At 59.7% G+C, this 20,580-nt stretch carries 17 protein-coding genes and 6 tRNA genes; 14 read left to right on the top strand and 9 right to left on the bottom strand.

Annotated elements, in window-relative coordinates:
• Positions 1–251 precede the first annotated feature (251 nt).
• The 9 genes from alaS to AACT07_RS15515 all read left to right on the top strand — a co-directional run bounded on the left by alaS (position 252) and on the right by AACT07_RS15515 (position 5,299).
• A complete protein-coding gene (gene alaS, locus AACT07_RS15555; protein ID WP_005343004.1) occupies positions 252–2,876 on the top strand; it encodes an alanine--tRNA ligase in 2,625 nt (874 codons plus the stop codon).
• Positions 2,877–2,892: 16 nt separating this feature from the next.
• Complete coding sequence (locus AACT07_RS15550) at positions 2,893–4,131, top strand: aspartate kinase (RefSeq protein WP_005336054.1); 1,239 nt, start codon at positions 2,893–2,895, stop codon at positions 4,129–4,131.
• A gap of 103 nt (positions 4,132–4,234) precedes the next feature.
• Positions 4,235–4,423, top strand: coding sequence for a carbon storage regulator CsrA (csrA, locus tag AACT07_RS15545; RefSeq protein WP_005336053.1), 189 nt, complete (start codon positions 4,235–4,237; stop codon positions 4,421–4,423).
• Between the two features lie 213 nt (positions 4,424–4,636).
• A tRNA-Ser gene (locus AACT07_RS15540) sits at positions 4,637–4,729 on the top strand.
• A 3-nt stretch (positions 4,730–4,732) separates the two neighbouring features.
• Positions 4,733–4,809 (top strand) — tRNA-Arg (locus AACT07_RS15535).
• Positions 4,810–4,909: 100 nt separating this feature from the next.
• Positions 4,910–4,986: transfer RNA gene (locus AACT07_RS15530), tRNA-Arg, on the top strand.
• Between the two features lie 25 nt (positions 4,987–5,011).
• A tRNA-Arg gene (locus AACT07_RS15525) sits at positions 5,012–5,088 on the top strand.
• Positions 5,089–5,117: 29 nt separating this feature from the next.
• Positions 5,118–5,194, top strand: a tRNA-Arg gene (locus AACT07_RS15520).
• Positions 5,195–5,222: 28 nt separating this feature from the next.
• Positions 5,223–5,299 (top strand) — tRNA-Arg (locus AACT07_RS15515).
• Positions 5,300–5,645: 346 nt separating this feature from the next.
• On the opposite strand, the gene pbpG is transcribed toward AACT07_RS15515, so the two are convergent.
• The 7 genes from pbpG to AACT07_RS15480 form a co-directional block, all read right to left on the bottom strand.
• The gene (pbpG, locus tag AACT07_RS15510; protein WP_005348750.1) at positions 5,646–6,473 is read right to left on the bottom strand and encodes a D-alanyl-D-alanine endopeptidase; all 828 of its coding nucleotides are present in this window, start codon (positions 6,471–6,473) and stop codon (positions 5,646–5,648) included.
• Between the two features lie 159 nt (positions 6,474–6,632).
• Positions 6,633–7,298, bottom strand: a complete 666-nt coding sequence (locus tag AACT07_RS15505; protein WP_069528723.1) for a DedA family protein — start codon at positions 7,296–7,298, stop codon at positions 6,633–6,635.
• Between the two features lie 18 nt (positions 7,299–7,316).
• Complete coding sequence (locus AACT07_RS15500; RefSeq protein WP_069528721.1) at positions 7,317–8,609, bottom strand: hemolysin family protein; 1,293 nt, start codon at positions 8,607–8,609, stop codon at positions 7,317–7,319.
• The gene (locus AACT07_RS15495; protein WP_139123930.1) at positions 8,572–8,778 is read right to left on the bottom strand and encodes a hypothetical protein; all 207 of its coding nucleotides are present in this window, start codon (positions 8,776–8,778) and stop codon (positions 8,572–8,574) included. Before AACT07_RS15495 ends, AACT07_RS15500 begins: the two co-directional genes overlap by 38 nt.
• 90 nt (positions 8,779–8,868) lie before the next feature.
• Positions 8,869–9,927, bottom strand: coding sequence for an L-asparaginase 2 (gene ansB / locus AACT07_RS15490; RefSeq protein ID WP_069528718.1), 1,059 nt, complete (start codon positions 9,925–9,927; stop codon positions 8,869–8,871).
• Positions 9,928–10,057: 130 nt separating this feature from the next.
• On the bottom strand, positions 10,058–10,252 hold the full coding sequence (locus tag AACT07_RS15485) for a heavy-metal-associated domain-containing protein (protein ID WP_069528716.1): 195 nt from the start codon (positions 10,250–10,252) through the stop codon (positions 10,058–10,060).
• A gap of 62 nt (positions 10,253–10,314) precedes the next feature.
• Positions 10,315–11,265 carry an AEC family transporter gene (locus AACT07_RS15480; protein WP_069528714.1) on the bottom strand — a complete coding sequence of 317 codons (951 nt, stop codon included), beginning with the start codon at positions 11,263–11,265 and terminating at the stop codon, positions 10,315–10,317.
• Between the two features lie 137 nt (positions 11,266–11,402).
• Between AACT07_RS15480 and treR the strand changes: the two genes are divergently transcribed.
• The 5 genes from treR (at position 11,403) to AACT07_RS15455 (ending at position 16,613) form a co-directional block, all read left to right on the top strand.
• Positions 11,403–12,350 (top strand): trehalose operon repressor TreR, encoded by a 948-nt coding sequence (treR, locus tag AACT07_RS15475; protein ID WP_069528712.1) that lies wholly within the window; start codon positions 11,403–11,405, stop codon positions 12,348–12,350.
• 192 nt (positions 12,351–12,542) lie between these two features.
• The gene (gene treB, locus AACT07_RS15470; RefSeq protein ID WP_005336043.1) at positions 12,543–13,973 is read left to right on the top strand and encodes a PTS trehalose transporter subunit IIBC; all 1,431 of its coding nucleotides are present in this window, start codon (positions 12,543–12,545) and stop codon (positions 13,971–13,973) included.
• Positions 13,974–14,039: 66 nt separating this feature from the next.
• A complete protein-coding gene (treC, locus tag AACT07_RS15465) occupies positions 14,040–15,701 on the top strand; it encodes an alpha,alpha-phosphotrehalase (RefSeq protein WP_069528710.1) in 1,662 nt (553 codons plus the stop codon).
• Between the two features lie 3 nt (positions 15,702–15,704).
• Positions 15,705–16,304: a sugar O-acetyltransferase gene (locus tag AACT07_RS15460; RefSeq protein WP_005343024.1), complete on the top strand. Its 600-nt coding sequence runs from the start codon at positions 15,705–15,707 to the stop codon at positions 16,302–16,304.
• 120 nt (positions 16,305–16,424) lie between these two features.
• Positions 16,425–16,613 carry a hypothetical protein gene (locus AACT07_RS15455; protein ID WP_005336040.1) on the top strand — a complete coding sequence of 63 codons (189 nt, stop codon included), beginning with the start codon at positions 16,425–16,427 and terminating at the stop codon, positions 16,611–16,613.
• A gap of 60 nt (positions 16,614–16,673) precedes the next feature.
• Here the strand turns inward: AACT07_RS15455 and rluA are convergent, their stop codons facing one another.
• Together rluA and rapA are read right to left on the bottom strand one after the other, a co-directional pair.
• Positions 16,674–17,330, bottom strand: coding sequence for a bifunctional tRNA pseudouridine(32) synthase/23S rRNA pseudouridine(746) synthase RluA (gene rluA, locus AACT07_RS15450; protein ID WP_069528708.1), 657 nt, complete (start codon positions 17,328–17,330; stop codon positions 16,674–16,676).
• A 115-nt stretch (positions 17,331–17,445) separates the two neighbouring features.
• A complete protein-coding gene (gene rapA / locus AACT07_RS15445; protein ID WP_069528705.1) occupies positions 17,446–20,313 on the bottom strand; it encodes an RNA polymerase-associated protein RapA in 2,868 nt (955 codons plus the stop codon).
• Positions 20,314–20,580 lie beyond the last annotated feature (267 nt).

Genomic DNA, 20,580 nt, shown 5'->3' with positions numbered 1-20,580 from the left:
TTTTTCCTGCCCGTTCAGTAGCTTGCGCGCACAATCCCGAAAAAGCGGCCTTTTGTTCATCTCATCCCTCTTTCTGCGCTGCTTTTTTGCCTCTCGACAGTGAAAAAAGCCACTGTGGGCAGCGGCGCTCTTATCTGGCCCGTTTATGTGCGCTTTTTCGCCCGTGGCGGCCCTGTCCGTTTTACTTTACCCCGCAGAAAACTTACATTAATGCGGTTAAAAGTCCGTATTCGAATCAAGCAGGATTTTCCATGTATATGTCCACGTCAGAGATTCGCGCTGCGTTTCTCGAGTATTTCCGTTCCCAGGGGCACCAGGTTGTCTCCTCCAGCTCGCTGGTACCGCATAACGACCCGACCCTGTTGTTTACCAACGCGGGTATGAACCAGTTCAAGGACGTGTTCCTTGGCGCAGACAAGCGTGCCTACAATCGCGCGACGACTTCCCAGCGTTGCGTGCGTGCCGGTGGTAAGCACAACGATCTGGAAAACGTCGGCTATACCGCTCGTCACCACACCTTCTTTGAAATGCTGGGCAACTTCAGCTTCGGTGACTACTTCAAGCAGGATGCCATCAAGTTTGCATGGGGCTTCCTCACCGAGGTGCTGCAGCTGCCGAAAGATCGCCTGCTGGTGACCGTCTACGCGACTGACGATGAAGCTTTCGATATCTGGGAAAAAGAGGTCGGTGTCCCGGCCGATCGCATCGTCCGCATCGGTGACAACAAGGGTGCCCCTTACGCTTCCGACAACTTCTGGGCCATGGGCGATACCGGCCCGTGCGGTCCCTGCACCGAGATCTTCTATGACCACGGCGATCACATCTGGGGCGGCCGTCCCGGCTCACCGGAAGAGGATGGCGACCGTTTCATCGAGATCTGGAACGTGGTGTTCATGCAGTTCAACCGTCAGGCTGACGGCACCATGGAGCCGCTGCCGCGTCCGTCCGTGGATACCGGCATGGGTCTGGAGCGTATCTCCGCCATCATGCAGGGGGTGCACTCCAACTACGAAATCGACATCTTCCAGGCGCTGATCAAGAAAGCGGCCGAGATCGTCGGTACCACAGATCTGAGCAACCAGTCTCTGCGCGTCATCGCTGACCACATCCGCTCCTGCGCCTTCCTAGTGGCAGATGGCGTGATGCCGTCCAACGAAGGTCGTGGCTATGTGCTGCGTCGCATCATCCGCCGCGCCGTGCGTCACGGTCGCAAGCTGGGCGCGACCGATGTCTTCTTCTACAAACTGGCTGCCGAGCTGGCGGTGCAGATGAAGGATGTCGCAGCTGAGCTGATCGCCCAGCTGCCGCTGGTCGAGCGCGTGCTGCGCATCGAAGAGGAGCAGTTCGTCCGCACTCTGGATCGCGGTCTGCTGCTGCTGGAAGACGCTCTGGCCAACCTGGGCGATGCCAAGGTTATTCCGGGCGAAGTGGTGTTCAAGCTCTATGACACTTACGGCTTCCCGGCCGACCTGACTGCCGACGTGGTGCGCGAGCGCGAGATCGGCATCGACGAAGAGGGCTTCAAGGCCGAGATGGAGAAGCAGCGTGCTCGCGCCAAAGAGGCCTCCAGCTTCGGCGTGAACTACAACGAGATGCTCAAGCTCGACTTCGAGACCCCCTTCACCGGTTACAAGACCCTGACCGAGCGTACCCGCGTGGTCGGTATCTACAAGGGTGTGGAAGAGGTGAGCGGTCTTATCGCCGGTGACGAAGCGGTTATCGTGCTGGAAGAGACTCCCTTCTACGCCGAGTCCGGCGGCCAGATCGGCGACAGCGGTACCCTGAAAGTGGACGACGGTATCTTTGCCGTGACCGACACCCTGAAAGCGGGCAAGGCGATCATCCACAAGGGCTACATGGAGCTGGGCACTCTGGAGAAGGGCGCCGAAGTGGAAGCCGTGGTTGATGGCGATCGTCGTCAGGCCATCGCCCTGAACCACTCCGTGACTCACCTGCTGCACGCTGCCCTGCGTCAGGCACTGGGCGAGCATGTCACCCAGAAAGGTTCTCTGGTTGGGGCCGAGCGCATGCGTTTCGACTTCTCCCACTTCGAGGGGTTGACCATGGCGACTATTCGCCGGGTCGAGGAGCTGGTCAACAATCAGATCCGCGCCAACCACGAAATCACCACCCAGCTGATGGATCTGGAAGCGGCCAAGTCCGCCGGTGCCATGGCGCTGTTTGGTGAGAAATATGAAGACGACGTGCGCGTTGTGCGCATGGGCGACTACTCCACCGAACTGTGCGGCGGTACTCACGCCAAGCGCACCGGTGATATTGGCTTCTTCAAGATCATCGCCGAGAGCGGTATCGCTGCTGGCGTGCGCCGTATCGAAGCGGTGACCGGCAAAGCGGCCATCGACTTCATGCATCAGGTTGGCGAGCAGATCGAAGAGGCTGCTGCACTGGTGAAAGGTGACCAGTTCTGCATCGCCGACAAGGTTCGCCAGATGCTGGACAAGGCCAAGATGATGGAGCGCGAGCTGGAGCAGCTCAAGGCCAAGCTGGCTGCTCAGGCTGGTAACGATCTGCTGGGTCAGGTGATCGAGATCAACGGTCAGAAGGTGCTGGTTGCAGCGCTGGAAGGGGCCGATCCGAAATCCCTGCGCGGCATGCTGGACGAGCTGAAGAACCAGATGAAGTCCGGTGTTGTGCTGCTGGCAACCTGTGCCGATGGCAAGGTCAACCTGATCGCCGGTGTCACCAACGACCTGACCGGCAAGGTCAAGGCCGGTGAACTGGTCAATCTGGTTGCCCAGCAGGTGGGTGGCAAGGGCGGTGGCCGTCCGGACATGGCACAGGCGGGTGGTACCCAGCCTGAGGCGGTGCCGGCAGCGCTGCAATCCGTTCACTCCTGGCTGGAAGAGCGCCTGTAATCGGGCGAGGTGATCTGTGGCACTCTATGTACAGAAGTACGGCGGCACCTCGGTCGGCACACTGGAGCGGATCGAGGCTGTAGCTGAGCGGGTCGAGCAGACCCGCGCCCAGGGACACGACGTGGTGGTGGTTGTCTCCGCCATGTCGGGCGAAACCAACCGGTTGCTGGGCATGGCCCAGCAACTGGATCCTGATGCCAACCGGCGGGAGATGGATGTACTGGTCTCCACCGGTGAGCAGGTCACCATAGCGCTGCTGGCGATCGCGTTGAACAAACGCGGTTGTCCTGCGGTCTCTATGACCGGTGATCAGGTACGGATTCACACCGATTCCGCCTATGGCAAGGCGCGCATCACCCACATCGACACCGAGCTGGTTCATGCCGAACTGGCTGCGGGCAAGGTGGTGGTGATCGCCGGTTTCCAGGGCCGTGACGAGCATAACGCCATCACGACGCTGGGCCGCGGCGGTTCGGATACCACGGCGGTTGCCGTGGCGGCGGCCATCAAGGCCGATGAGTGCCAGATCTTTACCGATGTGGATGGGGTATACACCACGGATCCGCGCATCGAGCCCAAGGCGCGTCGTCTCGACACCATCACCTTCGAGGAGATGCTGGAGATGGCCAGTCTCGGCGCCAAGGTGCTGCAGATCCGCTCGGTGGAGTTTGCGGGCAAGTACCGCGTCCCGCTGCGGGTGCTGTCGAGCTTTATCGATGGAGAGGGAACCTTAATCACATATGGAGGTGATAGGATGGAAGCTCCCCTGGTATCCGGGATCGCTTTTAACCGCAACGAGGCCAGCCTGACCATTCTGGGCGTGCCGGACAGACCAACCGTTGCCGCGCAGATCCTGAATCCGATCAGCGACGCCAACATTGATGTCGACATGATTGTGCAGAACACCCTGGGAGATGGCACCGCCGACTTCACCTTCACGGTGAATCGTGATGACTATCGCCGCGCCCGGGCACTGCTGGAGGAGACAGCTACTGAACTTGGCGCCTCCTGCGTGCAGGGAAATGGCGAAATTGCCAAGGTTTCCATTGTCGGTGTCGGCATGTGGAACCATCCCGGTGTTGCGCGCACCATGTTCAAGGTATTGGGCGAGGAGGGGATCAACATGCAGTTGATCTCGACCTCTGAAATCAAAATCTCTGTGGTAATTGACGAGAAGTATCTGGAGCTGGCGGTGCGAGCCCTACACGCGGCTTTCGGGTTGGATCAGGCACCGCAAGAGCAGCCCTTGGGCTAACAATCTCTGATTGATTTAGTTTCAACCATTTACCATATCGGTATCTTTGTTAGATAATGTCGCATATCGATATAAAAACAAAACAGGATACAGGAGCAAGCGAATGCTTATTTTGACTCGTCGTGTTGGGGAAACCCTGATGATTGGTGATGAAGTGACTGTCACCGTACTGGGCGTTAAAGGCAACCAGGTCCGTATCGGTGTTAACGCGCCGAAAGAGGTCTCCGTTCACCGCGAAGAGATCTACCAGCGCATCCAGGCCGAGAAAGTTCCGGGCCAACCGGGTTTCTAAGCCACTTTCATGGCTGTGACAAGGCGACACCTCATGTGTCGCCTTTTGTTTTTCCAGCCCCCTGAAATCGCCCTGCAGGGCGCGAAACTGCGGGATAAGTGCCGATATTGTTTGAATATTCCACGCTTTGACCAAATGCTGAGCGAACGCACTTTTTTCTCCAAAAAAGTGTTTGACTAAAAATCCCTGTGAAGTATTATCAGCCCCGCAAACGGAGAGGTGGCCGAGAGGCTGAAGGCGCTCCCCTGCTAAGGGAGTATGCGGCTTATACCCGCATCGGGGGTTCGAATCCCCCCTTCTCCGCCATTTGCGCCCGTAGCTCAGCTGGATAGAGTACCTGGCTACGAACCAGGTGGTCAGAGGTTCGAATCCTCTCGGGCGCACCATATTACGACTCAAGCAAGAGTCATGTGTTGACCATCAGCAAGTCGACACTTTGGAAAAGGCTTACTGATAAGTAAGCTTTTTTTATCGTTTTAAAACAGGGCGCCCGTAGCTCAGCTGGATAGAGTACCTGGCTACGAACCAGGTGGTCAGAGGTTCGAATCCTCTCGGGCGCACCATTTAAAACGACACAACGATTTATGAGCGCCCGTAGCTCAGCTGGATAGAGTACCTGGCTACGAACCAGGTGGTCAGAGGTTCGAATCCTCTCGGGCGCACCATTTTTCAAGCAGTACACAAAAGTTTGTGAGCGCCCGTAGCTCAGCTGGATAGAGTACCTGGCTACGAACCAGGTGGTCAGAGGTTCGAATCCTCTCGGGCGCACCATATTTCAAGCAGTACCAAAAGTTTATGAGCGCCCGTAGCTCAGCTGGATAGAGTACCTGGCTACGAACCAGGTGGTCAGAGGTTCGAATCCTCTCGGGCGCACCATACAGACAGCCTCGACTTCGGTCGGGGCTATTTTTTTATGGGCGATATTTAGCTTTTGGTGCGGATCCCCGTGCGCTGTTGCGGGTGGATCGCCCGTTTACCTAGCTGTTCTTGTCCTCATTTCTTCCCCTTTTTGTAATTGCGCACAGTTCTTCTGAATCGTTGCACTGCCTCACCACCCTTTGCCTCATCTATAGGCGCCCTGTATGCCTGCTGTTGCAACGGCAGATGCCGCGCAGATCACATCACTCAGGGTTTGGCTATCAACATCCTGCAAGGCCTGCTGAGGCGTTCTGCAGGCAATAAAAAAGGATGCCGCAGCATCCTTTTGTGTTGAGATATTTACTCAGCTTTTCAGCCATTTGCGAATGCGGTTGGCATCGCCGATAGGGGTGCGTTTGCCCACCGAGTTGAGCAGCACGATGGCGAGCTCGCGGCTGTCCGGTTTGGCGCGCATCACCAGACAGCGCCCCGCTTCGTCAGTGAAGCCGGTCTTGGAGAGGCGCACGTCCCAATCCGGGTTTTTCACCAGCGGGTTGGTGTTGTTGAACATCAGGCTGTAGGCGGGGGCGCTGAAGCGCATCTCCCGGTTCTCATCCTGAGTGAACTGACGGATCAGCGGCTGACGGTAGGCGGCGGCGGCCAGCTTGCCGAGATCCTGGGCGGTAGAGACGTTGCGGGTGGAGAGGCCGGTGGAGTCGTAGAAGTGGGTATTACGCATACCCAGCTGTCTGGCCTTGTTGTTCATGGCCCGCACGAAGGCGCTGCGACCGCCCGGATAGTGACGCGCCAGTGCCGAGGCCATCCGGTTTTCGGAGGACATCAATGCCAGATGCAGGGCGTCGCGGCGGGTCACCTTGGTGCCCATGCGGATGCGGGAATGGGTGTGTTTGACCCGATCCAGATCGTTCTTGTCGACCGTGATGGTCTGGTTGAGATTCTGCTTGGCATCCAGCACCACCAGTGCTGTCATCAGCTTGGTGAGGGAGGCGATGGGACGCACCTTGGTGGCATTCTTCTGGTAGAGCGTCTTGCCCGTTTTTACATCCACGACCAGGGCGCTGCTCGAGCGTACTTCCAGTTTGGCAGGGTTGGGGGCCGCGCTGACCGCAGGCAATCCCAACATTCCCATCAACCCGACAACCAGCGCTGCTGCGCGAATCCGACACCACATACAACCGACTCCATTCCCATCCAAAAAAAGGCGCTAGATTCACTCATTTTTACCCCGGCTTTACAAGGGCCGAGCGGGACTATTTCTGCGATTTGCGCAAAATTGGCGATCAAAAAAGCCCTCTGGCGAGGGCTTTCGGGTCGGGCGTTGGGCGAAGGGTCAATCCCGCTGCTGCGCGGCCCTGCGTTTGCTGATCCAGCGCCAGACCAGCGCCACCATGCCACCCACCAGCAGGGCCACCGGCAGATAGATGATGATGTTGAAGAACTGGGTCTGGTATTCGGCGGCCAGCTTGGTGTGGCTCAGGTAGTAGCCAAACCCGACCAACGGGCAGATCCACATGATGGAGCTGATCAGATTGACGATGAGAAAGCGCCCCTGGGGCAGCTCGGTGGCACCGACGATGTAGGGGTAGGCGGTGCGTACGAAGGCGATATAGCGCGCGGTGATCAGGGTGATGATCCCGTACTTGTCCAGCAGGTGGTAGACCTTCTGCTGGTGTCGCTCTTCCACATGGGACATCAGCCGATGGTAGAGCTGGGTGTGGCCGAGAAAGCGCCCCTGCATGTAACCGAGCCAGGTGCCGACAAAGGTGGCCATGATCAACAGCGGGATCACCCCGAGAGACAACACATCCTGATAGATGAGTACGCCGGTGAGGATCAGCAGGCTGTCACCGGGCAGAAAGGCGGTAGGGATGAATCCGTTTTCCAGTACCAGAAACGTCAGAATCACACCACAGATCATGAAGGCCATCTTGGGATCGGAAAGTGTGTTCAGATCGTGATTCATAAAGGCGTGAGCCAGTTGGTAAAACTGCTCCATACTTGCAAACTCCGCAGGTTAGCTGGGTTGATCGGTCAAGGGCATGGCGAGCACCTTGTCGATGCGCAGGCCATCCATGTCAACAATTTCCAGTTGCCACTGTTCCAGTGTCACCAGGTCTCCGGTTTGTGGAACACGACCAAGGAGCAGCATGATAAGCCCTCCAAGGGTGTGATAGTGATGTTTTTCTTCTTCTGGCAGACGAACCAGCTCCAGACAGTCCTTCAATTCCGGCAACGGGATCAGGCCATCGAGCAGCCAACTACCATCGGCGCGCCGGAAGGCCCAGTTGTCTTCACCATCCTCCTGCTGGAAATCCCCCGCCAGTGCCTCCAGCAGATCCTGCTGGGTGACCAGCCCCTGCAGCTCGCCATATTCGTCAACCACCAGCGCCATCTGTTCGCTGTGGGTGCGGAAGTGGTTGAGCAGCTCGACGCCGTTGAGGGTCTCGGGCAGCAGGCTGCCCTCCTGGGTCAGGGCAGCCAGATCGATGGGCTCACCCTTGATATAGGCGTGCAGCACCTTGCTGACATTGATGATACCCACCAATTCTGACAGGTTGCCGTCGCAGACCGGAAAATAGCTGTGGCGATACTCCACCAGTCGCTGCAGGTTGGTCTCCAGCGGCAGCGCCAGATCCAGATAGCGGATATCGCTGCGCGGCACCATCAGGGAGGAGAGGCTGCGCTCATCGAGACGGAAGACGTTGCGCAGCATGGTGTGTTCATGATCCTCGATCACCCCGGCTTCAGAGCCCTCCACCAGCATGGCGTGGATCTCCTCCTCGGTAACGTTGGCGCTGCCGTTCTGGTTGACCCGCAGCAGCCGCAGGCTGGCATTGGTAGAGGCCGACAGCAGCCAGACGAAGGGGCGGGTCAGGGTGGCGAGCCAGTGCATGGGGCGGGCCACCAGACAGGCGATGCGCTCGGCATTGAGCTGGCCGAGCCGCTTGGGCACCAGCTCCCCCACCACGATGGAGAGGTAAGTAACCACCACCACCACGATGACGGTGGCGATCAGGCCGCTGCTCTTGGGGGATAGTCCCCACTCCTGCAACCAGAGAGAGAAGGGCTGGGCCAGCAGGGATTCGCCGTAGATACCGTTGAGCAAACCTATGCTGGTAATGCCGATTTGGACGGCAGAGAGAAAATGGGTCGGGTCTTCGCCCAGTTTGAGGGCAATGGCGGCGGAGCGGTTGCCTTCAGAGGCAAGCTTGCCGAGGCGAGCCTTGCGTGCGGTGACGATGGCGATTTCTGACATGGCGAAGACGCCATTAAGCAAAATCAATCCCAGCAGGATCAATATTTCCATACAGCAACAGCACTCCTTGAGTGGATAAGATCGCTGGCAGTGTAATGAATTTGGCGGCGATGCGCTTGTGAAAGCGGGTGATCCGGCTCGCTAATTTGATGACCGCGCTTTGCGATGGCTGAAAAAGATGGCCGGAAAAGGGAAGGATGACCCCGCCAAATGGTGTCATGGACGAAGCGGGAGCTTGGCGAGACAGCATTGCAGGAGGGAAAAGGGCGGGAAGTCCCGCCCTTGCTTATCACTTGTCAGACAACCGTTATCAGAACTGCTGGAACCAGCGCTGGATCTGGGCTGGATCCTTGCTCTGGGTCAGGGAGAGCATCAGCAGCACCCGCGCTTTCTGCGGGTTGAGAGTGCCGGAGGCCACGAAGCCGTACTTGGCATCATCGATCTCGGCATCCAGGGTGGTGGCGCCGGTCGGCACGCGGGCGGAGCGCACGACGCGGATGCCATCCTTGCTCGCCTTGGCCAGGGTATCGAACAGGGTGTGGTAGAGGTTGCCGTTGCCCACCCCGGCACTGACGATGCCGTCGAACTTGGCATCCACCATCGCCTTGGCCGGCAAGTCGGTGGCGTTGGCGTAGCTGTAGACGATGCCCACTTGCGGCAGCTTGTCGAGCTTGCTCACGTCAAACGGCGTCTTGCTGGTGTGCAGGCGGGCCGGGCTGCGCTGATAGTCGATCTTGCCGTTGTGGATGTAACCGAGCGGGCCAAAGTTGGGGGAAGCGAAGGTCTGCACCCCGGTGGTGTTGGTCTTGGTGACGTCGCGGGCATCCAGCACGGTGTCGTTCATCGCCACCATCACGCCACGGCCTTTGGAGGCGGGGTCGGAGGCGGTCACCACGGCGTTGTAGAGGTTGAGCGGGCCATCAGCACTCATGGCGGTGGAGGGGCGCATGGCGCCAACCAGTACCACCGGCTTGTCGCTCTTGACGGTCAGATTGAGGAAGTAGGCGGTCTCTTCCATGGTGTCGGTGCCGTGGGTGATGACAATGCCATCCACGTCATCCTTGGCCAGCAGCTCGTTGACCCGTTTGGCCAGCTTGAGCCACACCTCGTCGTTCATGTCCTGGGAGCCGATCTTCACCACCTGCTCACCCTGCACATCGGCCACGTTCTTCATCTCGGGCACGGCGGCGATCAGGGTTTCGATGGCCACCTTGCCAGCCTCGTAGTTGGACTGGGTAGCCGACTGGCCAGCTCCGGCAATGGTGCCGCCGGTTGCCAGAATATGGACGTTGGGCAGGGCCATTGCCATGGGGGAGAGGGTCAGGCCAATGACGGCGGCGAGCAGGGTCTTGCGGATCGGTAGGGTCATGCTGCAAATCCTTATGGTTGGAATAATCGCAGCCAGTTTGCCCAGATAACCATCAATATCTGTGATAAAACTCACCAAAAGACAGGTGAGTACAGATTTTTAACCTGTTTTATACCTCTATGGAGATAATTTAACTCGCAGAGAAACCCTTGGCTTCGATCAGGGCGATCAGTTCTACCTTGCTCAGCTCGCTCTCGATGAAGGCCTTGCTGCTGGCGAAATCGACGGTTGCGGTGGTGACCGCAGGCTGGGCCAGCAGCGCTTTTTGCAGACTGGCGGCGCAGCCACCACAGGACATGCCGGACACAGTGAGTTCGATGGTCATGGAATATCTCCTCTGTTGATGGGCGCCAGCCTAAAGCTGCCGCCTCCGGCAAGGTCAAGCCGTTAGTACATCAACCCTAGGTAGTTCATCAGAGTCGCCCCGAGGCTGGTAGTGACCAGCGAACCTAGGGTGGTGGTGGCGATGATGTTTGCGGCCAGCACGCTGTCGCCCCCCATGGCGCGGGTCATCACATAGCTGGCGGCGGCAGTCGGGGTGGCGCTGATGAGAAACAGAATACCCAGCTCCAGATGGCTGAAGCCGAGCAGGGCGGCCCCAAGAGTGAACGCAGCCGGAATGAGACAGAGCCGCATGATACTGGCCCAGCCCGCAATGGCTGCACCACCGCGCAGGGCGTCGAGGCTGAGGGAGGCGCCGGTGCAGAGCAGCGCCAGCGGCAACGTCATGTTGGCGAAGTAGCTGCCGGTGGTGAGCAGCAGTTGCGGCATCTTGATGCCGAGCAGGCTGAAGGGCAGGGCCGCCACGATGGCGATGATGAGCGGATTCTTGATGATGCCGAGCAGGATGGGGCGGATGCCGGTGGCGCCGCCGAGGCTGCGGGTGAGGGTGATGACCGCGAGAATGTTGTAGAGCACGGTGACCGCGCCGACGTAGAGCGCTGCCGCCCCCAGCCCCTCGTGGCCATAGGCGTTTTGCACGTAGGCGAGCCCGATAATGGCGCTGTTGCCGCGAAAACTCCCCTGCACGAAGATGCCGCGCAGTCGCTGCTCGCCGATAAAGCGGCCCGCCAGCAGCTCCAGCACCAGATAGCTGGCGACGGTGGTGAGCAGGCCGTAACCGATAAACCAGGGGCTCGGCATGGTGGCGAAGTTGGTGCCAAGAATGCTGAGAAAGAGCAGGGCGGGCAGGGTGACCTGAAACACCAGCCGGGAGGCGGATTCGGTGAAGGGCTCCGGCAGCAGCCCCAGCCGTTTGAGCCAGATGCCGAGCAGCAGGATCACGCAGATGGGGCCTGTGATGGAGAGGGAGAAGAGCAGACTGGCCAGCAGATCCATGGTGGGCGTCCTCCTGATGCGCCGTCCGAAGCGGGGCAAAAAGGGCATTCTAACGCCATGGGCTTGTATTCACAGGGGTTAATCACAACAATGTGGGCAATTTCCACCGCCTGCGCCAAGCCCCAGTGAGTCAATCCATGGACAAGAAACTGACCATCCTCGATATCGCCCGCCTCTCGGGGGTCGGCAAGTCGACTGTTTCCCGGGTGCTCAATCAGGATCCCAAGGTGAAGCAGGAGACCCGCGAGCGGGTGGAGCAGATCATCGCCGAGCATGGCTTCGTGCCGAGCAAGTCGGCGCGGGCCATGCGCAGCCAGAGCCAGCAGGTGGTGGGGATCATCGTCTCGCGGCTCGACTCCAGCTCGGAGAATCAGGCGGTGCGTGGCATGCTGGAGACCCTCTACCAGCGCGGCTACGACGCCGTGCTGATGGAGAGCAAGTTCTCTCCGGCCAAGGTGCAGGAGCATCTGGCGGTGCTGAAGCGGCGCGGAGTGGATGGCATCATCCTGTTCGCCTTCAACGATCTCGACTATGCCGCCATGGCGCCGCTCAGGGATAAGCTGGTGCTGGTTGCCCGCGAATATCCCGGTTTCTCCTCGGTCTGTTTTGACGATGCCGGGGCGGTGCGCACCATGCTGGCGCAACTGGCAAGCCGTGGCGCCCGCGACATCGCCTATCTGGGGGTGGATACCTCGGATCTCACCACCGGCCAGCGCCGCCTAGATGCTTATCTCGCTTACTGCGCAGAGCAGGGGTTGCGCCCGCGCAGCGCCCTCGGTGATCTCAGCCTGCAGAGCGGCTATCGGCTGGCGGCCGAGCTGCTTACCCCCTCCACCCAGGCGTTGGTCTGCGCCAGCGACACCCTCGCCATCGGTGCGGCAAAATACCTGCAAGAACAAGGGCGTAGCGAGGTGTTGGTGACCGGCCTTGGCAACAACCCCATGCTCAGCTTCCTCTTCCCCAACGCCCTTAGTCTTGATCTGGGCTACAAGGGGGCGGGGGAGCAGGCAGCGCGTCAGCTGCTCGGCCAGATTGAGCAGGCTCAGCCTCCGTTGGTGACAATCGCCCCCTGCCGAACCCTGTGAGCCCCATCACTTCCGATTGAACAAAAAGTGCGCTTTTTGTGACGCTGGCCACGAATTGGGAACGTTCCCATTTCGATCTGGCCAGATTGTCGGCATGCTAAATGGGAACGATACCAAAAACGCTCCGGCCGACAGACTGGCTCAAAAGGGCGATACAGACCACTATTCAATGGCGTCACAGAGGGAAGACCCATGTCCAAGATCAACGCACAGCAGCTTGCCACCCTGATCGACAAGATCGGCGGCAAGGAGAACATCGCCACCGTCAGCCACTGCCTGACCCGGTTGCGCTTCGTCCTGAACGATCCGGCCAAGGCCGACAGCAAGGCCATCGAAACCATCCCGGCGGTGAAGGGAAGCTTCACCCAGGGCGGTCAGTTCCAGGTGGTGATCGGCAACGAGGTAGAGCAGTGGTACAAGGCGCTGACCGAACAGCTCGGCGTCAGCGGTGGCAGCAAGGAGACCGCCAAGCAGGCGGCTCGCCAGAACATGAATCCGCTGGAGCGAGGCATCTCCCATCTGGCGGAGATCTTCGTACCGTTGCTGCCCGCCATCATCACCGGCGGTCTGATCCTGGGCTTTCGCAACGTCATCGGCGACATCAAGATGTTCGACGATGGCACTCACACCCTCACCGAGATCAGCCAATTCTGGGCTCAGGTACACGCCTTCCTCTGGCTGCTGGGCGAGGCGATTTTCCACTTCCTGCCGGTCGGAGTTTGCTGGTCTGCAGTGAAGAAGATGGGCGGCTCCGAGATCCTCGGTATTGTGCTGGGGGTGACGCTGGTGTCACCGCAGTTGATGAACGCCTACGGCATCGGTCAGCAGACTCCCGAGGTGTGGGACTTCGGCCTGTTCGTGATCCAGAAGGTAGGTTATCAGGCCCAGGTCATTCCGGCGCTGCTGGCGGGTGTCTTCCTCGCCTGGGTTGAGACCAACCTCAAGCGGATCATTCCGGCTTACCTCTATCTGGTGATTGTGCCGTTTGTCTCGCTGCTGCTGGCAGTGATCGTGGCTCACGCCTTTATCGGCCCGTTCGGTCGCTGGATTGGTGATGGCGTCGGTTTCGCTGCCAAGGCTGCCATGACTGGCTCCTTCGCTCCCATCGGCGCTGCCCTGTTCGGTTTCCTCTATGCACCGCTGGTCATTACCGGTATCCACCACACCACCAACGCAGTGGATCTGCAGCTGATGCAGAGCATGGGTGGCACTCCGATTTGGCCGCTGATCGCTCTCTCCAACATCGCTCAGGCATCTGCCGTAGTGGGCATCATTCTGATTAGCCGCAAGGAGAACGAACGGGAGATCTCGGTGCCTGCCGCCATCTCCGCCTACCTCGGGGTGACCGAACCGGCCATGTACGGCATCAACCTCAAGTACAAGTTCCCCATGCTGTGCGCCATGGTGGGCTCCAGCCTTGCCGCCCTCATCTGCGGTTTCGCCGGGGTAATGGCCAACGGCATCGGGGTGGGCGGCCTGCCGGGCATCCTCTCCATCCAGCCGCAATACTGGGCGGTGTTTGCCATCGCCATGCTGGTCGCCATCGTGGTGCCGGTGGTGCTGACCCTGCTGGTCTACAAGCGCCAGCAAGCCGCTGGCAAGTTGGCCCAAGCCAGCGCCTGACACTGATTATCAGGGCGACCCGTGGGTCGCCCTCTCCATTTTCTATTCGAGACAAGAGAAAGACCCATGAGCCAAACACCCTGGTGGCAGAGTGCCGTGATTTACCAGATTTACCCCAAGAGCTTTCAGGATTCCGGCGCCCGTGGCACCGGCGACCTCAAGGGGATCATGGCCCGCCTCGACTATCTCAAGACCTTGGGGGTCGATGCCCTCTGGCTGACCCCTGTCTACGTCTCCCCGCAGGTGGACAACGGCTACGACATCGCCGACTACCTTGCCATCGATCCCGCCTACGGCACCATGGCTGATTTCGAGGCGCTGCTGGCCGCCGCCCACGCGCGCGACATCCGCATCGTGATGGATATCGTGGTCAACCACACTTCCACCGAGCACGCTTGGTTCAAGTCGGCGATGGGGGATAAAAACAGCCCCTACCGCGACTACTACATCTGGCGCGATCCGGTAGATGGCGGCGTGCCCAACAACTGGCAATCCAAGTTTGGTGGCAGCGCCTGGGAGCTGGACTCAGCCACCGGTCAGTACTACCTGCACCTGTTTGCCCGCGAGCAGGCGGATCTCAACTGGGAAAATCCGGCGGTGCGCGCCGAGGTCAAAAAGATCATCCACTTCTGGGCGAACAAGGGGGTGGATGGTTTCCGCCTAGACGTCATCAACCTTATCTCCAAGGATCAGACGTTCCCGAACGACGAGATTGGCGATGGCCGCCGCTTCTATACCGACGGGCCGCGCATCCACGAATTTTTGCAGGACGTGAGCCGCGACGTGTTTGCTCCTGTCGGCGCCATGACGGTGGGGGAGATGTCCTCTACTTCGCTGGAGCACTGCCAGCGCTATGGCGCCCTCGATGGCTCCGAGCTCTCCATGGTGTTCAACTTCCACCATCTGAAGGTGGATTACCCCAACGGCGACAAGTGGACCAAGGCGCCGTTCGACTTCCTCGAACTCAAGCGCATCTTCAACCACTGGCAGAGCGGCATGCATGGCAAGGGGTGGTCGGCGCTGTTCTGGTGCAACCACGATCAGCCGCGCATCGTCTCCCGTTTCGGCGATGAGGGCGAGCATCGGGTGGTGGCCGCCAAGATGCTGGCCAGCACTCTGCACGGTTTGCAAGGTACCCCCTACATCTATCAGGGGGAGGAGATCGGCATGACCAACCCCGGCTATCAGCGCATCGATGACTATCAGGATGTGGAGAGCCGCAACATCTTCGCCATCAAGCAGGCTGAAGGGATGAGCGAGGCCGAGATCCTCGCTATTCTCGCTGCCAAATCCCGCGACAACTCGCGCACCCCGATGCAGTGGAGCGCTGCGGCCAACGCCGGTTTCACCAGCGGAACGCCCTGGCTCAAGCCTGCTGCCAACTATTCCGAGATCAACGCCGAGGCGGCGCTGGCCGACCAGAACTCGGTGTTCTGGCACTATCGGGATCTTATCGCCCTTCGCAAGGCGCACCCCATCTTCACTCAGGGGGATTATCAGGAGCTGCTGACCGGGCACCCGCAGATCTGGGCCTATGCCCGCCGCGCCAACGGTCAGACCCTGCTGGTGGTGAGCAACTTCTACGGCGAGCCGGTGGAGTTTGCCTTGCCTGCCGAGCTGCAAAGCGGGCAAGGTCGGCTGCTGCTCGGCAACTACCCCGATAGCCCAGCTCAACCGCAATCGGGTATGCTGCGCCCTTATGAATCCCTGATCTGGCTGATGGAGTAGGTAATGGAGAAGGTGGTGCGCGGTACCGAGTGGCAGAAGATGGTGGCGGGGCAGCCCTATGATGCGGGTGATCCTGAGCTGAAAGCGGCGCGCGAGCGCTGCCGCCGGCTCTATCACACCTTCAACACCAGCTGGCAGGAGAAACCAGCGCGGGATGCTTTGCTGCACGAGCTGCTCGGTGGCCGCGGCCAGGAGTGTGCCATCAATCCGCCATTCTTCTGCGACTATGGTGCCAACATCTTCGTCGGCGAGAACTTCTACGCCAACGTAGGCTGCACCATCCTCGACGTCTGCGAGGTGCACATCGGCGACAACGTGCTGCTGGCGCCCGGGGTGCAGATCTACACCGCCGCTCACCCGGTGGCGGTGGTGCCACGTATCAAGGGTGTCGAGTTCGGCAAGCCGGTGCGGATCGGTCACAACGTCTGGATTGGCGGCAGCGTCGTCATCTGCCCCGGCGTCACCATCGGTGACAACAGCGTCATCGGTGCCGGTTCGGTGGTGACCAAAGATGTGCCCGCCAACGTGGTGGCGGCTGGCAACCCTTGCAAGGTGCTTCGGCCGATGACGGCACAGGAGCTGGAAGGCGTCATCCAGCGGTGAATAGGGGCCATGAATGCTATTGCTATCTGATTGATAGAAAAGCGACTTTCAGATTGTTTTGCATTCAGTGCTTATGTTCGGGGCCGCTTGGCCGATACTGTTGAGTGCAGGAGGAACCCTATGGATATATCAAGTTCTGCAAATGCGTCGTTTGGTTCTGCCCTGATGACGGCCAGTCTGGCCAAGAAACAGCAGACCCAAGAGGGCGAAGCTGCGCTGAAGCTGCTGCAAAACGCAGCGCAATCAGCGCCGGTTGCACCGACATCGGCCAGCGCTTCTTTGGGAAGCAAGATCGATATTCGCGTCTGACCCTAATGAAAAAGCCCCCATCTCGCGATGGGGGCTTTTTTATCTCTGCGATTTGCGGGATCAGACCGGGAAAGGAGCTGGCGCCTCGAAGGTCATCCGCTCGCCACTGCGGGGGTGGCTGATGGTCAGGCTGGCCGCATGAAGGTAGAGATGGGGCGCTGCCGCCAGCGCATCCGGATGGGCATAGAGGTTGTCACCCAGGATCGGGTGCCCCAGCTCCAGCATATGGACGCGCAACTGGTGCGAGCGACCTGTGATGGGGGTCAACTTGATCAGACTGTTGCCGTTCTCCACCTTCAGTTTCTGCCACAGGGTCAGGGCGTGACGCCCCTCTTCGTGGTCAACTTTCTGTTTCGGGCGGTTGGGCCAGTCGACGCAGAGCGGTAGATCTACCTGACCCGACTCTGCCTCCGGCTCACCCCACACCCAGGCGAGGTAGTGCTTCTCGGTCTCCCGCTCGCGAAATTGCCGACTCAGCTCCCGATGAGAGTTGGGATTGAGAGGAATGACGATGACGCCAGTGGTGGACATGTCGAGGCGATGAGCTGCCGCCGCCTTGGGGTGCTGTTGTTTCACCCGATGCAGGACGCTGTCTTCATTCTCGGGGCCGCGCCCGGGGACGCTTAGCAGGCCAGTGGGCTTGTTGACCACCATGATGTCCTTGTCCTTGAACAGGATATCGAGCCAGGGTTCCAGAGGCGGTGAGTATTCAAACATAAATGTCTCGCATCAGAAGGTGGGGGCAAGCCCCCATCAGTTATGGGTAACCACGACAAAGCGGCCTTGGGTATCCAGTTTGAGCTGGGTCTGGCCGCTGTCGGTCGGTACCTTGTCAGTTATGGGTGACCACGATAAAGCGGATGGCATCCAGCTTGAGTTGGGTCTGATCGATCAGGTGGTGCAATTCTGCCTGCAGATTGCGCAGATAATCCAGTTCGCTGTCTCGCACGTTCGGGTTGACCGCCTTGAGCGCTTCCAGACGATCCAGATCCTGCTGCAGGGTCTGCGCCATCTGGGCACGGGCCTTGTCGACAATCCCGGCTTTCAGCTCTTCGGCAATGGCCTGGCCCTTGCCGATCAGACCGTGGATCACCGGCTGGGATGCAGTCACGAGCTTGCTGCCGAGGTGGCGATTGACCGGCGTCAGCTGGCGGTTGAAGGCATCAAACGCCACTTTCTCACCCAGATTCTGGCCGTTCTTGTCCATCAGCAGACGGATCGGCGTCGGCGGCATGAAGCGGTAGAGCTGGGGATGGGCCGCAGACTCGGCAACGAAGATCAGCTCAAGCAGGATGGAGCCGATGGGCAGCGCCTTGTTCTTGAGCAGTGCGACCGAGGTGGCACCGATCTCGGAGCCCAGGATCAGGTCGATACCGCCGCGCATCATGGGGTGATCCCAGGAGAGCAGCGCCATGTCATCCCGCGACAGGGCTGTGTTGCGATCGAAGGTGATGGTCATGCCGTCTTGCGGCAGGCCCGGGAAGCTGGAGACCAGCATGTGATCCCCGGGGGTCAGCACCAGCGCGTTCTCGCCACGGTCATCCTGATTGACGCCGATCTCGTCGAACATCTTGAGAGCGAAGGAGATCATGCCGGTGTCGTCATCTTCGGCGGCCAGCTTGTCGACCAGTTGCTGGGCAGCGGCGCCACCGCTGGAGTGGATCTCCAGCAGGCGATCGCGGCCCTGCTCCAGCCGTGCCTTGAGCGGCTCGTGCAGTTCGCGGGTCTTGACCAACAGGGCGTCGAGGGCTGCCTGATCGCCGGTGTTGGCGGCCAGCAGCTCGAACAGCTCTTCACGTACCGCTTCGAATACCGGGCGGGCAGTCGGGCAGGTCTGCTCGAACGCGTCCAGACCATCGTGATACCAGAGCTGCAGGGCGCGCTGGGCAGTCCCTTCCAGATAGGGAACGTGGATCTCGACGGTATTCTGCTGACCGATACGATCCAGTCGACCGATACGCTGTTCCAGCAGATCCGGGTTGAGAGGCAGGTCGAACAGCACCAGATGGCTGGCAAACTGGAAGTTGCGCCCTTCTGAGCCGATCTCGGAGCAGAGCAGCACCTGGGCGCCACCCTCTTGCTGGGCAAAATAGGCGGAGGCCTTGTCCCGCTCGAGGATCGACATCCCTTCGTGGAACACGGCACCACGGATCCCTTCACGGGTACGCAGCGCCTCTTCCAGCGCGATAGCGGTCGCCGCTTCGGAGCAGATCACGAGCACCTTCTGCTGGCGGGCTGAGAGCAGCAGCTCCAGCAACCATTCTACGCGCGGGTCGAACTGGGTCCAAGTGGCGTTGTCGCCTTCGAACTGCTGGAAGATCTTCTCGGGGTAGAGGTAGCGCAGGGCGCGGGTCTGCAGATCGCCACCGTTGCCACCCATCATGCCCATCACCTTGATGGCAGTCTTGTACTGCTCCGGCAGCGGCATGGGGTAGACGTTGAGGTGACGCTCGGGGAAGCCCTGAATATTGGCGCGGCTGTTGCGGAACAGCACCCGGCCGGTGCCATGCTGGTCCAGCAGCTTGGCGACTGCCTGCTGACGGGCGGCGGCATCGCTCAAGTCCAGCCCTTCCAGCTGGCTGGCGAGGATCTGTCTGGCTTCATCGCTCAGGGTCTCGCCATCCAGCAGCTCTTGCGCGGCGCTCGCGACCTGACCATAGGCCTGCTCCTCGGCGAGGAAGGCCTCGTAGTCGTAGAAACGCTCCGGGTCGAGCAGGCGCAGACGGGCAAAGTGGCTCTGGTGGCCCAGCTGATCCGGAGTCGCGGTCAGCAGCAGTACGCCCGGCACCTGTTCGGCCAGCGCTTCCACCATCTCATAGGCACGGCTCGGCGCCTCTTCACTCCACTCCAGATGGTGGGCTTCGTCGACAACCAGCAGATCCCACTCGGCCTCCAGCACCTGCTCGAAGCGACGACGCTTCTTGCGCAGGAAGTCGAGGCTGCAGATCACCAGCTGTTCGGTCTCGAAGGGGTTCTCCGCATCGGCAAACGCCTCGATGCAGCGCTCCTCGTCAAACAGGGAGAAGTGCAGGTTGAAGCGGCGCAACATCTCGACCAGCCACTGGTGCTGCAAGGTTTCGGGCAGCAGGATCAGCACCCGATGGGCGCGGCCGGAGAGCAGCTGCTGATGAATGATCATGCCCGCTTCGATGGTCTTGCCCAGACCCACCTCATCGGCCAGCAGTACGCGCGGAGCGTAGCGGTGACCCACCTCGTGGGCGATATAAAGCTGGTGCGGGATCAGGCTGACCCGGCCACCGGCCAGACCGCGAGTCGGGTTGCGACGACGCTGGTGCTGGTTGACCAGCGCCTCGTAGCGCAGGGTGAAGCGGGACATCCGATCGATTTGACCGGCGAACAGGCGATCCTGCGGCTTGTTGAACTTGATAAAGTTGTTGAGAAACACTTCCTTGAGGGCAACGGGCTCATCATTGTCGGTGCGCACACCTACATATATAAGCAGGCCGTCTTTCTCCTGCACTTCTTCGACCGTCATGGCCCAGTCTTCGTGACTGGTGATCTGATCGCCCACATTGAAGCTGACCCGGGTGACCGGCGCCTCTTCTTTGGCATACATGCGGTTTTCACCGGTAGCCGGAAACAACAGGGTAACCATGCGTCCTTCAACAGCAACGACAGTCCCCAACCCCAGATCCGTCTCTGTATCACTAATCCAACGCTGGCCAAGTGCAAAAGGCATTAAACTCTCCAAAGCCCAAGAGTGTGTGAATCGCAAAGGGGCGCTATGTTACCCGAAGGCGTGACCTCGATCACCATGCATATAGATGTAGAGAGACCAAATCGCCACAACCTTGATCTGCTACCACCGCCACGCCATCTAGAGGATAGCGAGCTCGCCAAACGGGTGTGTTATTGCAGGATAAATGCGCTTTTTGGGTGATTAGTGAACGGTTGAACCAAAAATGCGAATTTTATTCCAAAAACCCCTTGCAAGCGTGATCCAGAT

Source organism: Aeromonas sp. ANP5, from assembly GCF_963870295.1.
Classification (GTDB): Bacteria; Pseudomonadota; Gammaproteobacteria; order Enterobacterales; family Aeromonadaceae; genus Aeromonas; species Aeromonas veronii.
This window is presented reverse-complemented; position numbering and strand designations above follow the sequence as displayed.

Excerpts from the sequence above, each read along its gene's own strand:
- ansB (WP_069528718.1), bottom strand. The coding sequence starts at position 9,927 with ATGACCCTACCGATCCGCAAGACCCTGCTCGCCGCCGTCATTGGCCTG.
- AACT07_RS15455 (WP_005336040.1), top strand. The coding sequence starts at position 16,425 with ATGGATATATCAAGTTCTGCAAATGCGTCGTTTGGTTCTGCCCTGATG.
- AACT07_RS15505 (WP_069528723.1), bottom strand. The coding sequence starts at position 7,298 with ATGGAGCAGTTTTACCAACTGGCTCACGCCTTTATGAATCACGATCTG.
- treB (WP_005336043.1), top strand. The coding sequence starts at position 12,543 with ATGTCCAAGATCAACGCACAGCAGCTTGCCACCCTGATCGACAAGATC.
- AACT07_RS15480 (WP_069528714.1), bottom strand. The coding sequence starts at position 11,265 with ATGGATCTGCTGGCCAGTCTGCTCTTCTCCCTCTCCATCACAGGCCCC.
- pbpG (WP_005348750.1), bottom strand. The coding sequence starts at position 6,473 with ATGTGGTGTCGGATTCGCGCAGCAGCGCTGGTTGTCGGGTTGATGGGA.
- treR (WP_069528712.1), top strand. The coding sequence starts at position 11,403 with ATGGACAAGAAACTGACCATCCTCGATATCGCCCGCCTCTCGGGGGTC.
- rapA (WP_069528705.1), bottom strand. The coding sequence starts at position 20,313 with ATGCCTTTTGCACTTGGCCAGCGTTGGATTAGTGATACAGAGACGGAT.
- AACT07_RS15500 (WP_069528721.1), bottom strand. The coding sequence starts at position 8,609 with ATGGAAATATTGATCCTGCTGGGATTGATTTTGCTTAATGGCGTCTTC.
- alaS (WP_005343004.1), top strand. The coding sequence starts at position 252 with ATGTATATGTCCACGTCAGAGATTCGCGCTGCGTTTCTCGAGTATTTC.
- AACT07_RS15485 (WP_069528716.1), bottom strand. The coding sequence starts at position 10,252 with ATGACCATCGAACTCACTGTGTCCGGCATGTCCTGTGGTGGCTGCGCC.
- csrA (WP_005336053.1), top strand. The coding sequence starts at position 4,235 with ATGCTTATTTTGACTCGTCGTGTTGGGGAAACCCTGATGATTGGTGAT.
- rluA (WP_069528708.1), bottom strand. The coding sequence starts at position 17,330 with ATGTTTGAATACTCACCGCCTCTGGAACCCTGGCTCGATATCCTGTTC.
- treC (WP_069528710.1), top strand. The coding sequence starts at position 14,040 with ATGAGCCAAACACCCTGGTGGCAGAGTGCCGTGATTTACCAGATTTAC.
- AACT07_RS15460 (WP_005343024.1), top strand. The coding sequence starts at position 15,705 with ATGGAGAAGGTGGTGCGCGGTACCGAGTGGCAGAAGATGGTGGCGGGG.
- AACT07_RS15495 (WP_139123930.1), bottom strand. The coding sequence starts at position 8,778 with ATGACACCATTTGGCGGGGTCATCCTTCCCTTTTCCGGCCATCTTTTT.